Here is a 16051-nt window from a genome sequence, read left to right as displayed (position 1 = left end):
AAGACAAGTGTCGGCATAAACATGGACGCAATATATAAAAACATAAAAGGAGATCGGTTGATTTGGGCTATTGTCGCATTGTTGGCAATATTCTCATTCCTGCCTGTGTACAGTTCTTCCAGTAATTTGGCATATTCTGCCAGTTCCGGAAGCACCTTCTCTTTTTTTGTAAAGCATTTTATGCACCTGTTTTTGGGGTTTGCCATTATGTATGGTATCCACCGTGTGCCGTATCGTTATTTCAGGGGGCTGTCAATGGTCATGATGCCTTTTGTGTTGATTTTATTGGTGTTGACCATGTTTCAGGGCAACACGATTGATGGTGCAAACGCAAGCCGATGGATCCAAATTCCTATTGTAGGAATGTCGTTTCAGACATCCACTTTTGCTGCTGTGGTGTTGATGGTTTACGTGGCTCGGTATTTATCGAAAATTCAAGATCGTGATATTACATTTACAGAATCCATTTTACCCTTATGGCTTCCAGTTTTTTTAGTATTGATCTTGATTCTCCCAGCTAACTTCTCAACCGCAGCCATTATATTTTCTATGGTAATGATGCTGACCTTTATTGGTGGGTATCCATGGCGATATCTGCTGGTTATTGTTGGGGCTGGGATTTTAACTTTAGGAATGTTCATTTTGACCGCTAAGGCATTTCCAGAGGTCATGCCAAATCGTATCGATACTTGGATGAGCCGTATTGAAAACTTTTCAAATGGTGAAGACACAGAAGCTGATTATCAAATTGAAAAAGCAAAAATTGCCATTGCAACGGGTGAAATAACAGGATTGGGGCCTGGTAAAAGTAAGCAAAAGAACTTTTTACCACAATCGTCATCCGATTTTATTTTTGCCATTATAGTGGAGGAATATGGGTTGATAGGAGGATTGGTTGTTTTGGTGGTGTATTGTTGGCTGCTCTTTCGTATAGTGATTATCGCACAAAAATCTGATACCGTTTTTGGAAAATTGGTAGTGCTTGGCGTCGGGTTGCCTATTGTATTTCAAGCCTTCATTAATATGGCGGTGGCGGTCGAATTGTTCCCTGTAACAGGACAAACCTTGCCATTGATCAGTAGTGGAGGGACCTCAATATGGATGACCTGTATGGCTATTGGCATTATTTTGAGCGTCAGTGCAAAACGTGAGGAGTTAAAAGAACAAGAAGAAGGATTGGATAATCCGTTGGAAGTGTTAAGTGAAGCTATTTGACAAACTTGAAAGGTTCAAAAAAAAGGGATGTTAATTATAATGATCCAGCATTTTATTTAAGCTGTTGGAATTAGAAATTTAAAATAAGTGAGTAACAAAGAAACATATAAAATCATTCTCTCTGGAGGCGGTACAGGTGGACATATCTATCCTGCCATTGCTATTGCCAATGAGTTGAAATTGCGATTTCCGGATGCGGAGTTTCTTTTTGTTGGTGCTTTGGACCGGATGGAAATGGAGAAAGTGCCCCAGGCAGGTTACAAAATTGAGGGCCTTTGGATTTCGGGAATTGAACGAAAGTTGACCTTAAAAAATATGGCCTTCCCAGCAAAATTGCTTGTCAGTTTGCTACGGGCGCGAAAAATTATTAAAACATTTAAGCCGGATGTTGCCATAGGAACGGGTGGCTTTGCAAGTGGACCACTATTGCAGATTGCCACTTTTAAGGGCATTCCGAGTTTGATTCAGGAGCAAAATTCGTTTCCAGGCATTACTAATAAGCTATTGGGTAAAAAGGTTGATAAAATTTGTGTTGCTTACGATGGATTGGATCGTTTCTTTCCAAAAGATAAATTGGTCAAAACTGGCAATCCTATTCGTCAGGATTTATTGGAGATACATGAAAAGACTATTGAGGCCAAGCGTTTCTTTAAACAAAAGTCAGGTAAGCATACGCTGCTGGTTTTAGGAGGAAGTCTTGGTGCACGCCGAATTAATGAATTAATAGAAAGCGCATTGGAGTTTTTTCAAACCCAGAATGTTCAGGTGATTTGGCAATGCGGAAAGTTGTATTATGAAGACTATAAAAAATATGATGCCAGTGAAAATGTTCAGGTCCATGCGTTTTTAAATACCATGGATTTGGCTTATGCGGCATCGGATTTTATTATCTCGAGAGCGGGGGCCAGTTCTGTATCAGAATTGTGTGTGGTTGGAAAACCGGTTATTTTCATTCCGTCGCCTAATGTAGCGGAAGATCATCAAACAAAAAACGCATTGGCAGTGGTAGATAAAGATGCGGCACTATTGATTAAAGAATCGGATCTGGATGTTGATTTTGAAAACCGATTTGCACAATTAGTTACATCTCCGGAAAAACAACAGCAATTAAGTGCTAACATTAAAAAATTAGCTTTAGTAAACGCGACAAAAGAAATCGCAGATGAGGTTGAGAAATTATTGAGAAAGAATTAGAATAAAGAATAAAGAACAAAGTATTAAGTATTAAGATCTGTCTTATACAACAAACAACAACAAATCTTGGATTTAAAAATAATAAATAACGTCTATTTCGTCGGCATCGGAGGCATCGGGATGAGCGCGCTTGCACGATATTTCATCGCTGAAGGTAAATCGGTGGCTGGTTATGATCGTACACCAACTGATATTACAAGAGCTCTGGAAGAGTTGGGTGCGGCGATTCATTTTGAGGATGGCATTGATAAAATACCTGAGGCATATTTAGATTCAAGCAATACTTTAGTTGTGTATACCCCGGCAATTCCAAAAGGCCATCTGGAGTTTAACTATTTTAAAGATCAAGGTTTCGAAGTGTTAAAGCGTTCGGTAGTTCTTGGAGAGATCACTAAAAATACATTTTGTCTGGCGGTTGCTGGAACCCATGGGAAAACGACAACTACCAGTATTTTAGGGCATTTGCTTTATGAGTGCAATGTTCCTGTTACCGCATTTTTAGGTGGTGTGAGTGAGAATTACAATTCAAATTTCATCTTAAAAGGGACTGACGTGACCGTTGTTGAGGCTGATGAATTTGATCGATCGTTTCTGACCTTATCACCAGATATGGCTGGTTTGACCTCAATGGAACCTGATCATTTAGATATTTATGGTGAACCAGAAGAGCTTGAAAAATCATTCATTGAGTTTACAAAAAAACTAAAACCAAATGGTAAATTATTCGTAAAGAATGGCTTGCCAATTGACGGTATAACTTATGGTATTGAAGATGATTCTGATTATTCCGCTCAAAATATAAAAATTATCAATGGCAGTTACGAATTTGATGTAAAGACACCAAACGGAACGTTGAGCGATTTTAGATTTGACCTTCCTGGCAGACATAATCTCTCGAATGCACTAATGGCCTTGGCGATGTCTGTAGAATATGGCATCCCTCACCAACAGCTCGCCAAAGCTTTAGCATCTTATAAAGGGGTCAAACGACGTTTTACGTATCAAATTAAAACTGATAATTTGGTGTTTATTGATGATTATGCCCATCATCCAGGAGAAGTTGATGCGGTACACCAGGCCGTCAGGGAGATGTATCCTGAGAAAAAGGTGTTGGCTGTTTTTCAGCCACATCTGTACAGTCGAACCCGTGATTTTGCGGACGATTTTGCGAAAAGCCTTGCTCAATTTGATCAAATTATATTATTGGATATATATCCAGCAAGAGAGTTGCCAATGGAAGGAATCACGTCAGAATGGTTACTGGAAAAAATTGAGAATGACCATAAAAAATTAGTCGAGAAATCGGAGTTGATTTCAGAAGTATTAGCCTCAGATGCCCCCGTAATTTTAACTATTGGGGCAGGAGATATTGGAGAACAAGTAAAATTTATAAAACAAGCTTTAGAACTTGAAGATAAATTATAATTATATAAAACTCATTGGGTTGCTTTCTTTGGTGATCTTTCTTTTTGCGTTTTCCTCCATTCGGAATTCAGCTAGAAAAGTGAGTGGACCAAATATTAAATTTTTGGGCGATGAAAATTTATTTATAACGCATGACGCTGTTAGTAAGTTGTTAATACAAAACCAACAAAGTGTTTCCAATAAGCCTAAAGAAACAATAGCTTTGAACGACTTGGAATCTGCCCTGAACGCCAACGTCATGATCAAGCGCGCGCAAGTGTTCATCAATGTTGATGGCACATTGACTGCTGAGATTGAACAAAAGAAACCTATAGCTAGAGTCAGTACTAATGCGTCTTATTATGTTGATGATGAGGGTTCTTATATGCCTTTATCAACAAATTATTCGTCAAGAGTACCCTTAGTCACTGGTTTTGTGAATAAAAATGAACTGTATAATGTGTATGTTGTTGCAAAAAAGGTTCAAAGCGATGAGTTTTTAAAGAACCATGTTACGGAGATTCATCAGAAAGAAAATGGAAATATTGATCTAAAATTTAGATTGAATGATTTTAGGATACAGTTAGGATCTTTGGATCAACTGGATAAAAAGATAAATAATCTTAAGGCTTTCTATCAAAAAGCAATGAAAGATGGTACTCTAAATAATTACAGTGCCGTTAATCTTAAATTTGATAAACAGGTTATAGGCACCAAAAAGTAAAAGATGGAAAATAATAAAATTTCAGTAGGATTGGATGTAGGTACGACGAAGATCGTCGCTATGATCGGTCGTAAAAATGAGTATGGCAAGGCCGAAATTTTAGGAATTGGAAGAGCCAAAAGTTTAGGTGTGCATCGGGGCGTAGTTAATAATATCACGCAGACCATTCAATCTATTCAACAAGCTGTTCAAGAAGCTGAAGCCGAGAGCGGCGTTAAAATTGAAGAGGTCACTGTGGGCATTGCGGGCCAGCACATCCGAAGTTTGCAACACAGTGATTATATCACACGGTCCAATTCTGAATTAGTGATTGATGATGAGGATATTGACCGATTGATCAATCAGGTTCATAAATTGGTGATGCTTCCTGGTGAAGAAATCATTCACGTATTACCTCAGGAATATAAGATTGACGGACAGGCGGAGATCAAAGAGCCTATCGGGATGTACGGCGGGCGCTTGGAAGCCAATTTCCACGTTGTTGTTGGGCAGGTGTCATCCATTAGAAACATTGGACGTTGTGTAAAGAGCTCAGGCCTGGAGTTGGAAGGCATAACCTTGGAACCTTTGGCATCGGCAAATGCGGTGTTGAGTCAGGAAGAAAAGGAAGCTGGTGTTGCTTTGATTGATATTGGCGGCGGTACAACCGATTTAGCTGTTTTTAAAGACGGCATCATTCGTCATACTGCGGTCATTCCATTCGGAGGCAATGTCATTACTGAGGATATCAAGGAAGGCTGTTCCATTATAGAAAAACAGGCCGAATTATTAAAAATAAAATTTGGTTCCGCATGGCCAGGTGAAAATAAGGACAACGAGATTGTATCTATTCCTGGTTTAAGAGGTAGAGAGCCAAAGGAGATCACCTTAAAAAATCTGTCCAAAATAATTCACGCACGCGTTGTGGAGATTGTTGAGCAGGTTTATGTTGAAATTAAAAATTACGGACACGAAGAGCAAAAGAAAAAGCTTATTGCAGGTATTGTTTTAACCGGTGGCGGCGCACAGCTAAAACACTTAAAGCAATTAGTGGAATATATCACAGGTATGGACACCAGAATAGGTTTCCCTAATGAGCATTTGGCAGGCGATAGTGATGAAGATATAGCAAGCCCTCTATATGCTACGGCAGTTGGTCTGGTCATGGACGGATTGAAACGTCAGGAGCGCAAGCGTATAGAAAAGGCTGAAGCAGAAGAAGCAGCTGAAGACATGAATGAAGCTTCGCCTGAAGTTGAAGAAGAAGTGGTCAAGCCACCAAAAAAAGAACGACGAACATTTTTAGATAAATTGACAGAGCGTGTCAAAGATTTTTTAGATAACGCCGAGTAGGGGCAGGTCGCAACTGTCCGTAAGAACACGAAGTAAAGTAAAATATTAATTAAGAATCCAGAAAAAACCCAAAACATTATGAGCAATAAAAATGAATTTGGAAATATCGCATTCGATTTGCCAAAAAACCAATCCAACGTCATTAAAGTGATTGGGGTTGGCGGCGGCGGCGGTAATGCCATTAACCACATGTTCACCCAAGGAATCAAAGGTGTAGATTTTGTTATCTGCAACACAGATTCTCAAGCACTGCACAACAGCGGTGTTCCAAATAAAATTCAGTTAGGTGTTAATTTAACCGAGGGTCTCGGCGCAGGCGCAAATCCGGAAGTAGGAGAGCAAGCAGCAATTGAGAGCTTAGAAGATATTCGTCGCATGTTGGACACCAACACAAAGATGGTGTTTATCACGGCTGGAATGGGTGGCGGAACAGGTACAGGAGCAGCACCGGTTATTGCTAAATTGTCCAAGGAATTGGAAATACTTACCGTAGGCATTGTGACCATGCCTTTTCAGTTTGAAGGTAAAATAAGAAATGAACAGGCACAAAAAGGTATTGAAACCTTGAGAGCACATTGTGACTCGTTGGTGGTTATCAATAATAATAAATTGCGTGAGGTTTATGGAAACTTGGGCTTTAAGGCAGGTTTTTCCAAGGCAGATGAGGTATTGTCAACTGCTTCAAGAGGTATTGCAGAAGTCATCACCCATCATTATACTCAAAACATTGATTTACGCGATGCTAAAACCGTTTTAAGCAATAGCGGAACTGCCATTATGGGGTCTGCAACAGCATCAGGTAAAACACGTGCACAAGATGCTATTATGAAGGCATTAGATTCGCCTTTATTAAATGATAATAAAATTACCGGAGCCAAAAACGTCTTGTTGCTCATCGTTTCAGGTGTTCAGGAAATTACAATTGATGAGATTGGAGAGATCAATGATCATATCCAAAATGAAGCTGGACATGGAGCCAATATCATTATGGGTGTTGGTGAAGATGAGAAATTGGAAGAATCCATTTCTGTAACCATTATTGCAACGGGTTTTGATATTGAACAGCAGGATGAAATTTCGAATACAGAAACCAAAAAAGTTATTCATGCATTGGAGGACGACAGCAATGATGTGAAAGTTAAAGAACGCGAACCGGCCATTATTAAGCCTGACATCGTTCTTGAAGAGGAAGTGGAAAAAGTAGTGGTTCATAAGTTAGTCGAAGAGGAAGAGAAAAAAGATGTCGAAAATAGATTAATTCCAACAACTGAATTCATAAAAAACCTCAATGTTGTTTATGATGAAGTGTTGGATAATGTTGAAGAAGACGATTTTGTAATCACTCCAGTTGAGCCGAAAGTAGAAGCGCCGAAAGAGACTTTTGAAGAAGACGAACAGATAACATTGACATTTGATCTGCCTTTGTTTAATAAGAAGAAAGAGGAAACTCCTAAAAAGGAAAACCGAATTCTTTTTGACTTGGATAACGAAACAAAAAACATGAAGGTAAATGATCACGTCGAAATCATTTCTGTAACTCAAGCGGACGAAACCGGTGAAAAACGTTATGCACTAGATGATTTTATGACTTACGAGTCTTCAATTAATAAATCGAAAGCAAAACCGCAGCCTAAAGATGAGGAGGATATTGTATTTGAGAAGAAAGTTATTCCAGCTCAAAAAGATGCTCCTGCTCCAGAAGAGGTTGATCCTATGACCAGTCCAATTTCTGACATGTTGAAAGAACGTGCTGATGAAAGACGGCGTAAAATGAAAGATTTCAATTATAAATTCAGTTCTGCTAAGGTTGATGAAATTGAAAAGGAACCAGCTTATAAGCGTCAAGGCGTGCATCTGGATGAGAATAGGTATTCTGCAGATGTAAAGGCTTCGAGGACGACTGTTGGCCATGATGAAAATGATGAAATCCAGTTGCGAAGTAATAATTCATTCTTACATGATAACGTAGATTAATAGCAGATTTTATATTGTGTTACACTTAAAAAACCCGGAAAGCTTGATTGCTTTTCGGGTTTTCTGATTCCTGCGCCTGCCTGTCGGCTGACCGGGAAGCAGGAATCTCAGAATTAAATTGGAGATTTTTTAAAATAATGAAACTCAAATTTAAAAGTTGCGAAGTGCTGCATTAATGATTGAAGGATTGCCCCGATAGCTTTTGAGATAACCCCCTCTCGATTATTATCGGGATTATCGGGATTTTTTGGCTTTCTTACCCGACGGTCTGCGACGAAGTAAAAAAAGTAATTCTAATATGATACCTCATAACCATGGGTCGAAATGGTTCATAGTAAAGAGCTTTAAAATCAAGAACTTAGACGCGGTCCAGCTGACACGGTAGGGCAAGTCCATAAAATATGAATAAGTAATTGTTTTTTTGATCGAGGCGAGCTTCAGGGTTTAAAAATCTACTAGTGGGAATAATTTACAATTATCCTATGATTCCTTTATGCAACACTCCTTACTTTTTATTATCTTCGCAGCATCAAAAAAATAAACCATGAGTTTGCAGGAAGATTTAACGACTGCTTTAAAGTCGGCAATGAAGAGTAAAGATCAACAAGCTTTATCGGCATTAAGAGCTATTAAAGCCGAAATCCTACTTGCGCAGACAGAATCAGGCTCAAAGGAAGAAATAACTGAAGAACAAGAAATAAAGATCTTGTCTAAGTTGGTGAAGCAGCGTAAGGATAGTGCAGCCATCTATACTGAGCAAAACAGAAATGATTTGGCAGAACCAGAATTGGCACAAGCAGAAATCATCAGTCAGTTTTTACCGGCACAGTTAAGCGAAGCAGAGATTGAGAAAGTAGTTGTTGAGACCATTCAAAAAACTGGTGCGGAAGGCATGAAGGACATGGGTAAGGTGATGGGAATTGTCAATCAGCAATTGGCAGGACAAGCTGATGGGAAAACGATATCAACGATAGTAAGGGCTAAATTGGCCTAGATAGATTATAGTAAAGGTTCCTCTAACCTAAATAGAGATCCCTGCCTTAGCTGGGATTATTGGCCACGTACCTGCCCGCCGGCAGGCGGGGCTCAGCTGAATACCTTCCTGCCGGCAGGCAGGGAGCACTGGATTTCGTAAAATGAAAGAGTATTTTACATATGTATTAAAGAGTGAGGTTGATGGAAGGCTTTATAAAGGTTATACGCACGATTTAGAAAATCGTTTGAATGACCACAATTCAAGGTAAGGTGAAATCAACAAAGGGATATATGCCTTGGATATTGATATATTTTGAGACATTTATCTCCGAAACTGATGCAATCAAAAGAGAAAAGTATTTTAAAAGTGGTAGGGAATATTTGAGAAAGTTTTTGTTAAATAAGGATTACTCATCATTGTCCTATATTTATCAGACCTTTTGTACTTTTGTATCGGAAGTCATTCTCAATATATGGTCTGAAAATGAAATTCAGGATATATGTAGCCTATAAATAGAGTAACGTTAACGTCTTGATTATCATGATTGTTAGACGATTATTGAAATAATAAAGGTTCCTCTAACCTAAATAGAGATCCCTGCCTTAGCTGGGATTATTGGCCACGTAGCTCAGCTGAATAGAGCACTGGATTTCGGCTCCAGCGGTCGGGGGTTTGAATCCCTTCGTGGTCACGAATAAATAGTTCAATAAGAAAAAACGCCAAGCTCGCTTGAGCGTTTTTTCGTTTGAACTATTTTCAAAGCGGAACGCTTTGGGATCTCTAATCCCTTAAGCCAAGCTCGCTTGAGCGTTTTTTCGTTTGAACTATTTTCATCCCGAAGTCTCGGGAGGCGCTTTGGGATCTCTAATCCCTAATGCCAAGCTCGCTTGAGCCATTTATTAGTTCTAACTACTTTATCCCGAAGTCTCGGGAGGCGCTTTAAGTGATATTCAATTCCATTAGCCAAGCACTCTTGAGCATTTTTTCGTTTATTAATTTTAAAAAACCTAGGCATAAGAAATCATCATTCCGATTGTTCAAGGTAGGTGGGCGAATTTCAATTTATTGTTTTTAGTCCAAAACCGAAGAGGTATTCCAGAGGACATGCAATATCGCTGCGGTCACTTTTACCATCTACAGATGATGCCAAAACTAAGTAAGCCGTAGGTTTTCTTGGGTTTTAGCCCTCTGTAGGTTGATGTAATCTGAATAAAATTGGTGGGTAATAAGAGACTTTATTAATATATAAAAGAGACCTCAGGTCTCTTTTATATATTAATAATCTAAATGTATTGATGTAGATGATTTGGCTCGTACTTAAGAAGCTTATTTCATTAAAGGACCACAGTTATTCGTATTTTAAAACATTTCCCCATTCACTGTAGAGTTGATGTTCAAAACAAAAAACCAGTATTAACTTATTCGGGTCTTAATATAAACAAACCAAGTTTAGTGGAAGGTAAGTGGTGTTTTTTTACTGTTTATGATTTACACCAGTCTTTACCTCACAACGTCCATTGCTACAATTTCCTCCAGCGCAGGCCAATCCGAAAAGTCCCATAACTGCAGGCCAAGTACCAAGTGCAATTCCAATCCACTCGCCTTCCATGGCGCTTTGGACAATGACCCAAGACCCTATTAGAAAATAAGCTGCCCGTATCCAGGTCCATCTGGTAAAAATCCTGTTTAGCATATTATAATTAAATTTTATTGTTAAGTGAAGACCAGCCGCCACCATTATAAACCTGAGTGAAACCTTTTGATTTTAACAAGTTTTTTGCCGAAGCACTTCGCATCCCAGAAGCACAACAGGTGATTATTGGTTTATTTTTGTCTTTAAGTTTACTAAGATTTGCAGATAATGTTGATAAAGGCATGTTTTTAGAACCTTTAATATGGCCACCCTTAAATTCCGCTGCGCTTCTTACATCTACGATAACGCCACCTTCTTTTAGAAGCTGACTGTAATTTGGCGCTGGTTGTATTCCTAAAAACGCCTTAAGTTTTGCAATCATATTATGATTTTTGTGAGGTTAAATGATTTACTTCTAACCAAGAGCCGCCATTGAAACAGTTCACCCCCTGTCGACTTAAAAAACTTTCTGCTTGGCCACTTCTATTTCCTGTTGCACAGCATAAAATCAAAGGGGTTTTCATTTCTTTGAGATCTTCTATTCTATTTGGTATTTCATTGAGAGGAATATTCACGGCTCCAGAAACACTCCCTCCCATAAATTCCATGGGCGTGCGCACATCAACAATGGTGCCTTCGCTATATTTAATTGTTTGTTCTCTATTCATAAGTGTATGTTTTAAAAAATTTTTTCCAATCCGTAGGTATTAGGCTCTGATCTTCTTGCTTGAAACCAGACCCTATAGCCTTATGATGTATGTCTGCAAAGTTAAATCAAAACTACTCAACCAACAGTTACTTTGGTTACATAAGAGAACTTTAGCAAAGACGGATACATAAAAGGATCATTAAAACGAATCAATCATTTAAGAATAGAGTCAAAAGGACTTATGACTTTTTGGAAAATAAGATCTTATATGACATCCATATCCCAATATCATTTAATTTTAGAGTCCAGATAAGAAACCTTAATCGCAAGGGGGCACAAATTGCTACGCAAAGGACGTCATAAAACGTACCTCCGTAGCTCAATGGAATGTTTAGAATCGAATGGAATGAAGTATAGAAATGAGGCTGACGCCGTCAATTCTGTTTACACATATCTATGGAGCGAATCCGACCCAAAACTTTAACTTTCAGAAACCAGATCATCGTTTAGAGCACATAACCCATCCAAATGTATTTAGGAGTTATGTAATCAGCAAACTTAAAGGTATTCCTTAAATTCTACTATGATTTCAATTAGGGATCTATAGTTGAATGTCTTAGCAAAATGCGTTGTTGAACTAGGATTTAATACTCAGTGCTCCCGAAGGGCATTTTGAGACCTGATCGATTAGTTCCGCCGTTGTAGCATTTTCGGGTTTTATCCAGGGTCTTTCTTTTGGATTGTAAACTTTTGGTAATGTTTTTACACAAATGCCCGAATGGATGCATTTATCGGCTTTCCATAAAATAGTGATTTCTCCGTTTGAATATTCTTTTGTTTCCATAATTTAAGTGTTGTAGTTTTTTTATGCTCTGGATGGCCCAACCGGTATGAGAAGGCTCTATGAATATAGTGTCAGGTAGTTGTTGAAAATGAATAGTGCTGCATCAATTTCAGACTTTAAATTAATTGCATAAATCGGCTTTTGGCTGCGTTCTAATCGTGTTTAAATGCTTTTTTTAAACGACATTTGAATTACTTTTTACATAGTAACCAACAACCCTGAGTTTAATACTCTCGCGTCTTGTACAGTAAAGTAAAACACGATACTAACTTGTTGTTCATCTAACACCGATTTGGCAGCTTATGCCAACACATCGCCGATGCTTTTATCTCTATCAAATCTGCTTTTTGCATAGGGGCAGAGTGGAATAATTTTTATATTATTTTCACGTGCATAATCCACGCCCGCCATAACCAGTTGTTTTGCGAATCCTTTGCCATTAAACTTATCTTCTACGCCAGTGTGGTCAATAATAAATTTATCCGTACCGGCCCACGTAAAGGTCATTTCGCCAGCTTCTTCATCCTGGTCATAAATAACAAATCGTCCCTTTTTACCGTTGTCTTCTCGTTCTATTCTTGTCATAAATTGATGTCGTTAAAGTTTGTAATAACTAATCAGCCAATATCAAATTAAGCTGATTTTTACCATTTTTTCCTCTCCCTAAAGCGAGAAATTGTAGAAATCATCTTGATTCCTTTTATGGAGAAACAAGAGGATTTATGTGGAGTGGTTTATAGTAACCGTTTGTAAATCTTTTGTTTTGTTATGATGAGTTACAGATCCTCCAAATCTGGGACTCTAAATTTATCAATATCCCAATTCGCTTTTTTGGCTCCCGCTTGGTAAGTCGATTCTAAGAAATCGAGTAAGTCCTGTCTTGGGTTTTCGGATTCCAATAAGCTGTTGTATTTCAAGAGAGCCATCGGGCTGCCGTTGCTGTCAACCCATTCAGCTGAAGCCGGCTTTATCGATTCTTTATCAATACCATCGGGTGAAGGGTAAGTATAGGAATAGAATGCCGGTTCCGGGACATTCTCATCACCTGGCCAGAAGCCAAAACTTATGCACTCGTGTGTATAGGCATCTTTGTCTGATAGGCGTGCATCCTCTGGCATCGGTGGCGCTTCGTTACCATTGAATCGGGTGACTACTAAGTCAAAAGAATGCCAATACAGATGAACGGGACAGGTTTTACCATAAAAACGACCGCTAAAGGCCTTAAAAACATTGGCTATCCATAACATTGTTCTCCATAGATTCTTGGTGTAATCTTCGTTATAATGATGGTATTCTGTAATCTTAGAAAAAGGTTTGTCAATGTCAAGATCAAAAGGCATATCAACAATGGACACTGAAATATTGAGTGTTTCCAATATATTCATCAGCTTTTTATAGAAATCGGCCACCGTAAGTTTATCATGCAGCGGGAAGGACTCGAAATCACCTTGACTGGTATGGACTTCCAATTGATGTTTTTGGACATTTATACAGATCTCAAATTGGTCTGCTCCCGAATTATAGGGAATGGGATGTGTTGAAAATCCTTTCGTGTCAATATACTCCGTGATGTACCACCAATGGTTTTTTCTTGGTGTCATTTTTAGGCGAATCTTCCCGATAATTTGTAAAAATAAGTGCAAGGTCATTTTTTCCTGCACGTATTTTTTGTAAGGTAGAACGGGTAGTTTATGTTGATTTTCCATGATTCTTTTAATTTAATGAGTATTCATTTAAATATTTTAATTCCTGAAAATGCTTAGCGGTTTTATCCTCTGTAGTATTGGTTTTAGTGAACGTGCAATGTTTGTTTGATGCCCTAACAATCCATTCCGGCCGCGTTCATCGCCTTAAGTTAATCATTCTACGTGATTTTCACGCATATTTTTTAAGGCTTTTGTCCATCTCTGTAGTGAATTTAGCATCGCCGTTGCCGATCTTTCTAAAGGAGGGTTCGCTTCAAAAACATTATTCTCATTTATAAACTGCGTAAAAAAAGGAATGTTTACGGCTTGGGGTATGGGCATCATCCCTAAAGTGGTTACGGGCAACTTTAAATCTTGAACCGCTCTCGTGCCTCCGGAAACCCCACCGTAACTTACAAATGCCATAGGCTTTTCATTCCATTCTGCAGATAAATAATCCAGTGCATTTTTTAATGTGGCCGGGTATCCATAATTATATTCGGGGGTCACGATCACGAAAGCGTCAGCACTGTCAATGGTGTTACTCCACTTTTTAGTATGGGCTTTGGTGTATTTCTGCAGCCGAGGATGTTCGGGTTCGTCCATAAATGGAAGGTTTATTTCCTTTAAGTCGAGGAGTTCTACTTCAAAATTGGGGTGTTGCTGCGCAATTTTTAAAAACCAATCGGCAACAATTGGCCCTTTGCGTGATGGTCTCGTGCTGCCAATGATGATTTTGAGTTGATAGGTCATCTATTATTATTTATTGATATTCGTTATTTATGATGAGGTTTATGCGACTGATTTTAGGATAGAGTCGGGATCATTAATCTTCTAAATAACCAAACTTCCCTAAGTTAAAATCGTTGAAGGCTTCCATTAGTTCTTGTCTGGTATTCATTACAAAAGGACCTTGTGCAGCAATGGGCTCATTGATTGGTGCGCCACTTAATACTAAAACTACAGCATCATCATTGGCTTCAATTTCAAAGTTTTCACCGTCGTTGGTCATGAGTGCCAAATGGTCTGTTGGAGTTTTGTCTGTTCCATTCACAATAATATTTCCTTCAATAACCAGAAGGAGCGTGTTGTATGTTGCAGGAAACTGAAAATCGGCCTTTCCACCTTTTTTTAATTTAGCATTGAACATATGTACTGGTGTAAAAGTGGAGGCTGAGCCGTGTGTGCCTTTATATTCCCCTGCAATCACTTCAATAGTACCGGAATTATCCGGCAAGTTGTGCCGTTCAATAGTTTCATAGGTTATGGCTTGATATTTGGGGTTGCTCTTTTTATCCTTTGCGGGAAGGTTGATCCATAGCTGTACCATTTGGAAGTCGCCACCGGTTTTGCTCCATTCGGCTTCGTGGTATTCTTTATGCAAAATACCTTTAGCTGCAGTCATCCATTGGATATCTCCTTCGCCAATTACACCGCCACCACCGCTGCTATCATGATGGGCCACTTTACCTTTATAGGCAATTGTTACCGTCTCAAAACCTTTATGTGGATGAACGCCGACGCCTTTGGGCTTATCGGAAGGTGGAAATTTATAGGTGGAGTTATAATCCAACATAATAAAAGGATCCATCCGTTGCATATCCATTTTAAAGTTGCTCGGTATAAAGTTATGTACCCTAAAGCCGTCGCCAACAAAATGTGGCTCGCGTGGGCTTGCTACTAATTCTACTGTTTTTGTTTTCATTGCTTGGGCATTTAAAATTTAATATATGTTATCCCCAGGAATGGGTTATAATTCTCCGTTGTTTATGGTTTTAAGAGTTCATATCCAACGTCTAAACTGTCATATGGTATAAAATGTCACCTTGAACGCAGTCGAAACGCTATATTTTGCCTTCCGACAACGCTCAAGGTGACTGGTGTTTTAATACCTATTATTGTTTGGTGAATTGCAGATTCGCAATCAATCGTACTTTATCACTAACCACGATACTACCCGCTTCAGTGACTGCATTCCAGCTCAAGTTAAAGTCTTTACGGTTGATGCTTCCTTCGGCTTCAAATCCGGCTTTAGTCTGTCCGTACGGATCTTCAGCAATGCCATTGAAATCAACATCAAGCGTGATCTCTTTCGTAATGTCTCTAATGGTTAAATCGCCAACCATTTTCTCGCCATCAAAAGATTTTGACTTGAACTTAAGTTCAGGATATTTCTCAGCATTAAAAAAATCATCCGATTTTAAATGTGTGTCTCTATCGTCGTTTTTAGTACTGATGGAGTCAATTTTAGCGTTGAAACTGAACTGTGCATCTTTAAAAGTGTCATCAGCAGCTTCAATAGCGGCGTCAAATTCACTGAAGCTACCAGTTACCGTTGAAATCATCATGTGTTTCACTTTAAACTCAATTTCTGAATGTGTCGGATCTACTTTCCAATTTGTTTTTTCTGTTGTTTGCATT

At 38.8% G+C, this 16051-nt stretch carries 17 protein-coding genes and 1 tRNA gene; 9 read left to right on the top strand and 9 right to left on the bottom strand.

Annotation, left to right across the window (positions count from 1 at the left end; translation table 11 throughout):
• The first annotated feature begins 21 nt into the window (after window positions 1–21).
• The 9 genes from H3Z82_RS12000 (at window position 22) to H3Z82_RS11960 (ending at window position 9510) form a co-directional block, all read left to right on the top strand.
• The gene (locus H3Z82_RS12000) at window positions 22–1215 is read left to right on the top strand and encodes an FtsW/RodA/SpoVE family cell cycle protein (RefSeq protein WP_182205757.1); all 1194 of its coding nucleotides are present in this window, start codon (window positions 22–24) and stop codon (window positions 1213–1215) included.
• A gap of 87 nt (window positions 1216–1302) precedes the next feature.
• Entirely contained in the window at window positions 1303–2409 is a 1107-nt protein-coding gene (gene murG, locus H3Z82_RS11995) for an undecaprenyldiphospho-muramoylpentapeptide beta-N-acetylglucosaminyltransferase (RefSeq protein WP_182205756.1), read from the top strand.
• A 66-nt stretch (window positions 2410–2475) separates the two neighbouring features.
• Complete coding sequence (gene murC, locus H3Z82_RS11990) at window positions 2476–3834, top strand: UDP-N-acetylmuramate--L-alanine ligase (protein ID WP_182205755.1); 1359 nt, start codon at window positions 2476–2478, stop codon at window positions 3832–3834.
• Entirely contained in the window at window positions 3818–4537 is a 720-nt protein-coding gene (locus tag H3Z82_RS11985; RefSeq protein WP_182205754.1) for a cell division protein FtsQ/DivIB, read from the top strand. The genes murC and H3Z82_RS11985 overlap by 17 nt, the downstream gene beginning before the upstream one ends.
• A gap of 3 nt (window positions 4538–4540) precedes the next feature.
• Window positions 4541–5869: a cell division protein FtsA gene (ftsA, locus tag H3Z82_RS11980; protein WP_182205753.1), complete on the top strand. Its 1329-nt coding sequence runs from the start codon at window positions 4541–4543 to the stop codon at window positions 5867–5869.
• A gap of 78 nt (window positions 5870–5947) precedes the next feature.
• Window positions 5948–7843, top strand: a complete 1896-nt coding sequence (ftsZ, locus tag H3Z82_RS11975) for a cell division protein FtsZ (protein WP_182205752.1) — start codon at window positions 5948–5950, stop codon at window positions 7841–7843.
• A gap of 544 nt (window positions 7844–8387) precedes the next feature.
• Complete coding sequence (locus H3Z82_RS11970) at window positions 8388–8837, top strand: GatB/YqeY domain-containing protein (RefSeq protein WP_182205751.1); 450 nt, start codon at window positions 8388–8390, stop codon at window positions 8835–8837.
• A 142-nt stretch (window positions 8838–8979) separates the two neighbouring features.
• Complete coding sequence (locus tag H3Z82_RS19835; protein ID WP_394368111.1) at window positions 8980–9087, top strand: GIY-YIG nuclease family protein; 108 nt, start codon at window positions 8980–8982, stop codon at window positions 9085–9087.
• A 349-nt stretch (window positions 9088–9436) separates the two neighbouring features.
• Window positions 9437–9510, top strand: a tRNA-Arg gene (locus tag H3Z82_RS11960).
• 783 nt (window positions 9511–10293) lie between these two features.
• On the opposite strand, the gene H3Z82_RS11955 is transcribed toward H3Z82_RS11960, so the two are convergent.
• The 9 genes from H3Z82_RS11955 to H3Z82_RS11915 form a co-directional block, all read right to left on the bottom strand.
• Entirely contained in the window at window positions 10294–10512 is a 219-nt protein-coding gene (locus H3Z82_RS11955) for a hypothetical protein (protein ID WP_182205750.1), read from the bottom strand.
• A gap of 7 nt (window positions 10513–10519) precedes the next feature.
• Window positions 10520–10834 carry a rhodanese-like domain-containing protein gene (locus H3Z82_RS11950; RefSeq protein WP_182205749.1) on the bottom strand — a complete coding sequence of 105 codons (315 nt, stop codon included), beginning with the start codon at window positions 10832–10834 and terminating at the stop codon, window positions 10520–10522.
• A gap of 1 nt (window position 10835) precedes the next feature.
• On the bottom strand, window positions 10836–11120 hold the full coding sequence (locus H3Z82_RS11945; RefSeq protein WP_182205748.1) for a rhodanese-like domain-containing protein: 285 nt from the start codon (window positions 11118–11120) through the stop codon (window positions 10836–10838).
• A gap of 618 nt (window positions 11121–11738) precedes the next feature.
• On the bottom strand, window positions 11739–11945 hold the full coding sequence (locus H3Z82_RS11940) for a (4Fe-4S)-binding protein (RefSeq protein WP_182205747.1): 207 nt from the start codon (window positions 11943–11945) through the stop codon (window positions 11739–11741).
• A gap of 300 nt (window positions 11946–12245) precedes the next feature.
• Window positions 12246–12530, bottom strand: a complete 285-nt coding sequence (locus tag H3Z82_RS11935; protein WP_182205746.1) for a GNAT family N-acetyltransferase — start codon at window positions 12528–12530, stop codon at window positions 12246–12248.
• A gap of 191 nt (window positions 12531–12721) precedes the next feature.
• Entirely contained in the window at window positions 12722–13651 is a 930-nt protein-coding gene (locus tag H3Z82_RS11930; RefSeq protein ID WP_182205745.1) for a DUF5996 family protein, read from the bottom strand.
• A gap of 153 nt (window positions 13652–13804) precedes the next feature.
• A complete protein-coding gene (locus H3Z82_RS11925; RefSeq protein WP_182205744.1) occupies window positions 13805–14383 on the bottom strand; it encodes an NADPH-dependent FMN reductase in 579 nt (192 codons plus the stop codon).
• A gap of 73 nt (window positions 14384–14456) precedes the next feature.
• Complete coding sequence (locus H3Z82_RS11920; RefSeq protein WP_182205743.1) at window positions 14457–15335, bottom strand: pirin family protein; 879 nt, start codon at window positions 15333–15335, stop codon at window positions 14457–14459.
• Window positions 15336–15525: 190 nt separating this feature from the next.
• Window positions 15526–16050 (bottom strand): YceI family protein, encoded by a 525-nt coding sequence (locus H3Z82_RS11915; RefSeq protein ID WP_182205742.1) that lies wholly within the window; start codon window positions 16048–16050, stop codon window positions 15526–15528.
• Window position 16051: the final 1 nt, after the last annotated feature.

The organism is Gelidibacter maritimus, assembly GCF_014062315.1.
In the GTDB taxonomy this organism is placed as follows: Bacteria; Bacteroidota; Bacteroidia; order Flavobacteriales; family Flavobacteriaceae; genus Gelidibacter; species Gelidibacter maritimus.
Note: the sequence above shows the minus strand (reverse complement) of the source record. Positions and strands in the feature narration are given on the sequence as shown.

Bases quoted from the DNA above. Each gene is read 5' to 3' on its own strand.
- H3Z82_RS12000 (WP_182205757.1), top strand. From the start codon at position 22: ATGGACGCAATATATAAAAACATAAAAGGAGATCGGTTGATTTGGGCT.
- ftsA (WP_182205753.1), top strand. From the start codon at position 4,541: ATGGAAAATAATAAAATTTCAGTAGGATTGGATGTAGGTACGACGAAG.
- ftsZ (WP_182205752.1), top strand. From the start codon at position 5,948: ATGAGCAATAAAAATGAATTTGGAAATATCGCATTCGATTTGCCAAAA.
- H3Z82_RS11970 (WP_182205751.1), top strand. From the start codon at position 8,388: ATGAGTTTGCAGGAAGATTTAACGACTGCTTTAAAGTCGGCAATGAAG.
- H3Z82_RS19835 (WP_394368111.1), top strand. From the start codon at position 8,980: ATGAAAGAGTATTTTACATATGTATTAAAGAGTGAGGTTGATGGAAGG.
- H3Z82_RS11955 (WP_182205750.1), bottom strand. From the start codon at position 10,512: ATGCTAAACAGGATTTTTACCAGATGGACCTGGATACGGGCAGCTTAT.
- H3Z82_RS11950 (WP_182205749.1), bottom strand. From the start codon at position 10,834: ATGATTGCAAAACTTAAGGCGTTTTTAGGAATACAACCAGCGCCAAAT.
- H3Z82_RS11945 (WP_182205748.1), bottom strand. From the start codon at position 11,120: ATGAATAGAGAACAAACAATTAAATATAGCGAAGGCACCATTGTTGAT.
- H3Z82_RS11940 (WP_182205747.1), bottom strand. From the start codon at position 11,945: ATGGAAACAAAAGAATATTCAAACGGAGAAATCACTATTTTATGGAAA.
- H3Z82_RS11935 (WP_182205746.1), bottom strand. From the start codon at position 12,530: ATGACAAGAATAGAACGAGAAGACAACGGTAAAAAGGGACGATTTGTT.
- H3Z82_RS11930 (WP_182205745.1), bottom strand. From the start codon at position 13,651: ATGGAAAATCAACATAAACTACCCGTTCTACCTTACAAAAAATACGTG.
- H3Z82_RS11925 (WP_182205744.1), bottom strand. From the start codon at position 14,383: ATGACCTATCAACTCAAAATCATCATTGGCAGCACGAGACCATCACGC.
- H3Z82_RS11920 (WP_182205743.1), bottom strand. From the start codon at position 15,335: ATGAAAACAAAAACAGTAGAATTAGTAGCAAGCCCACGCGAGCCACAT.
- H3Z82_RS11915 (WP_182205742.1), bottom strand. From the start codon at position 16,050: ATGCAAACAACAGAAAAAACAAATTGGAAAGTAGATCCGACACATTCA.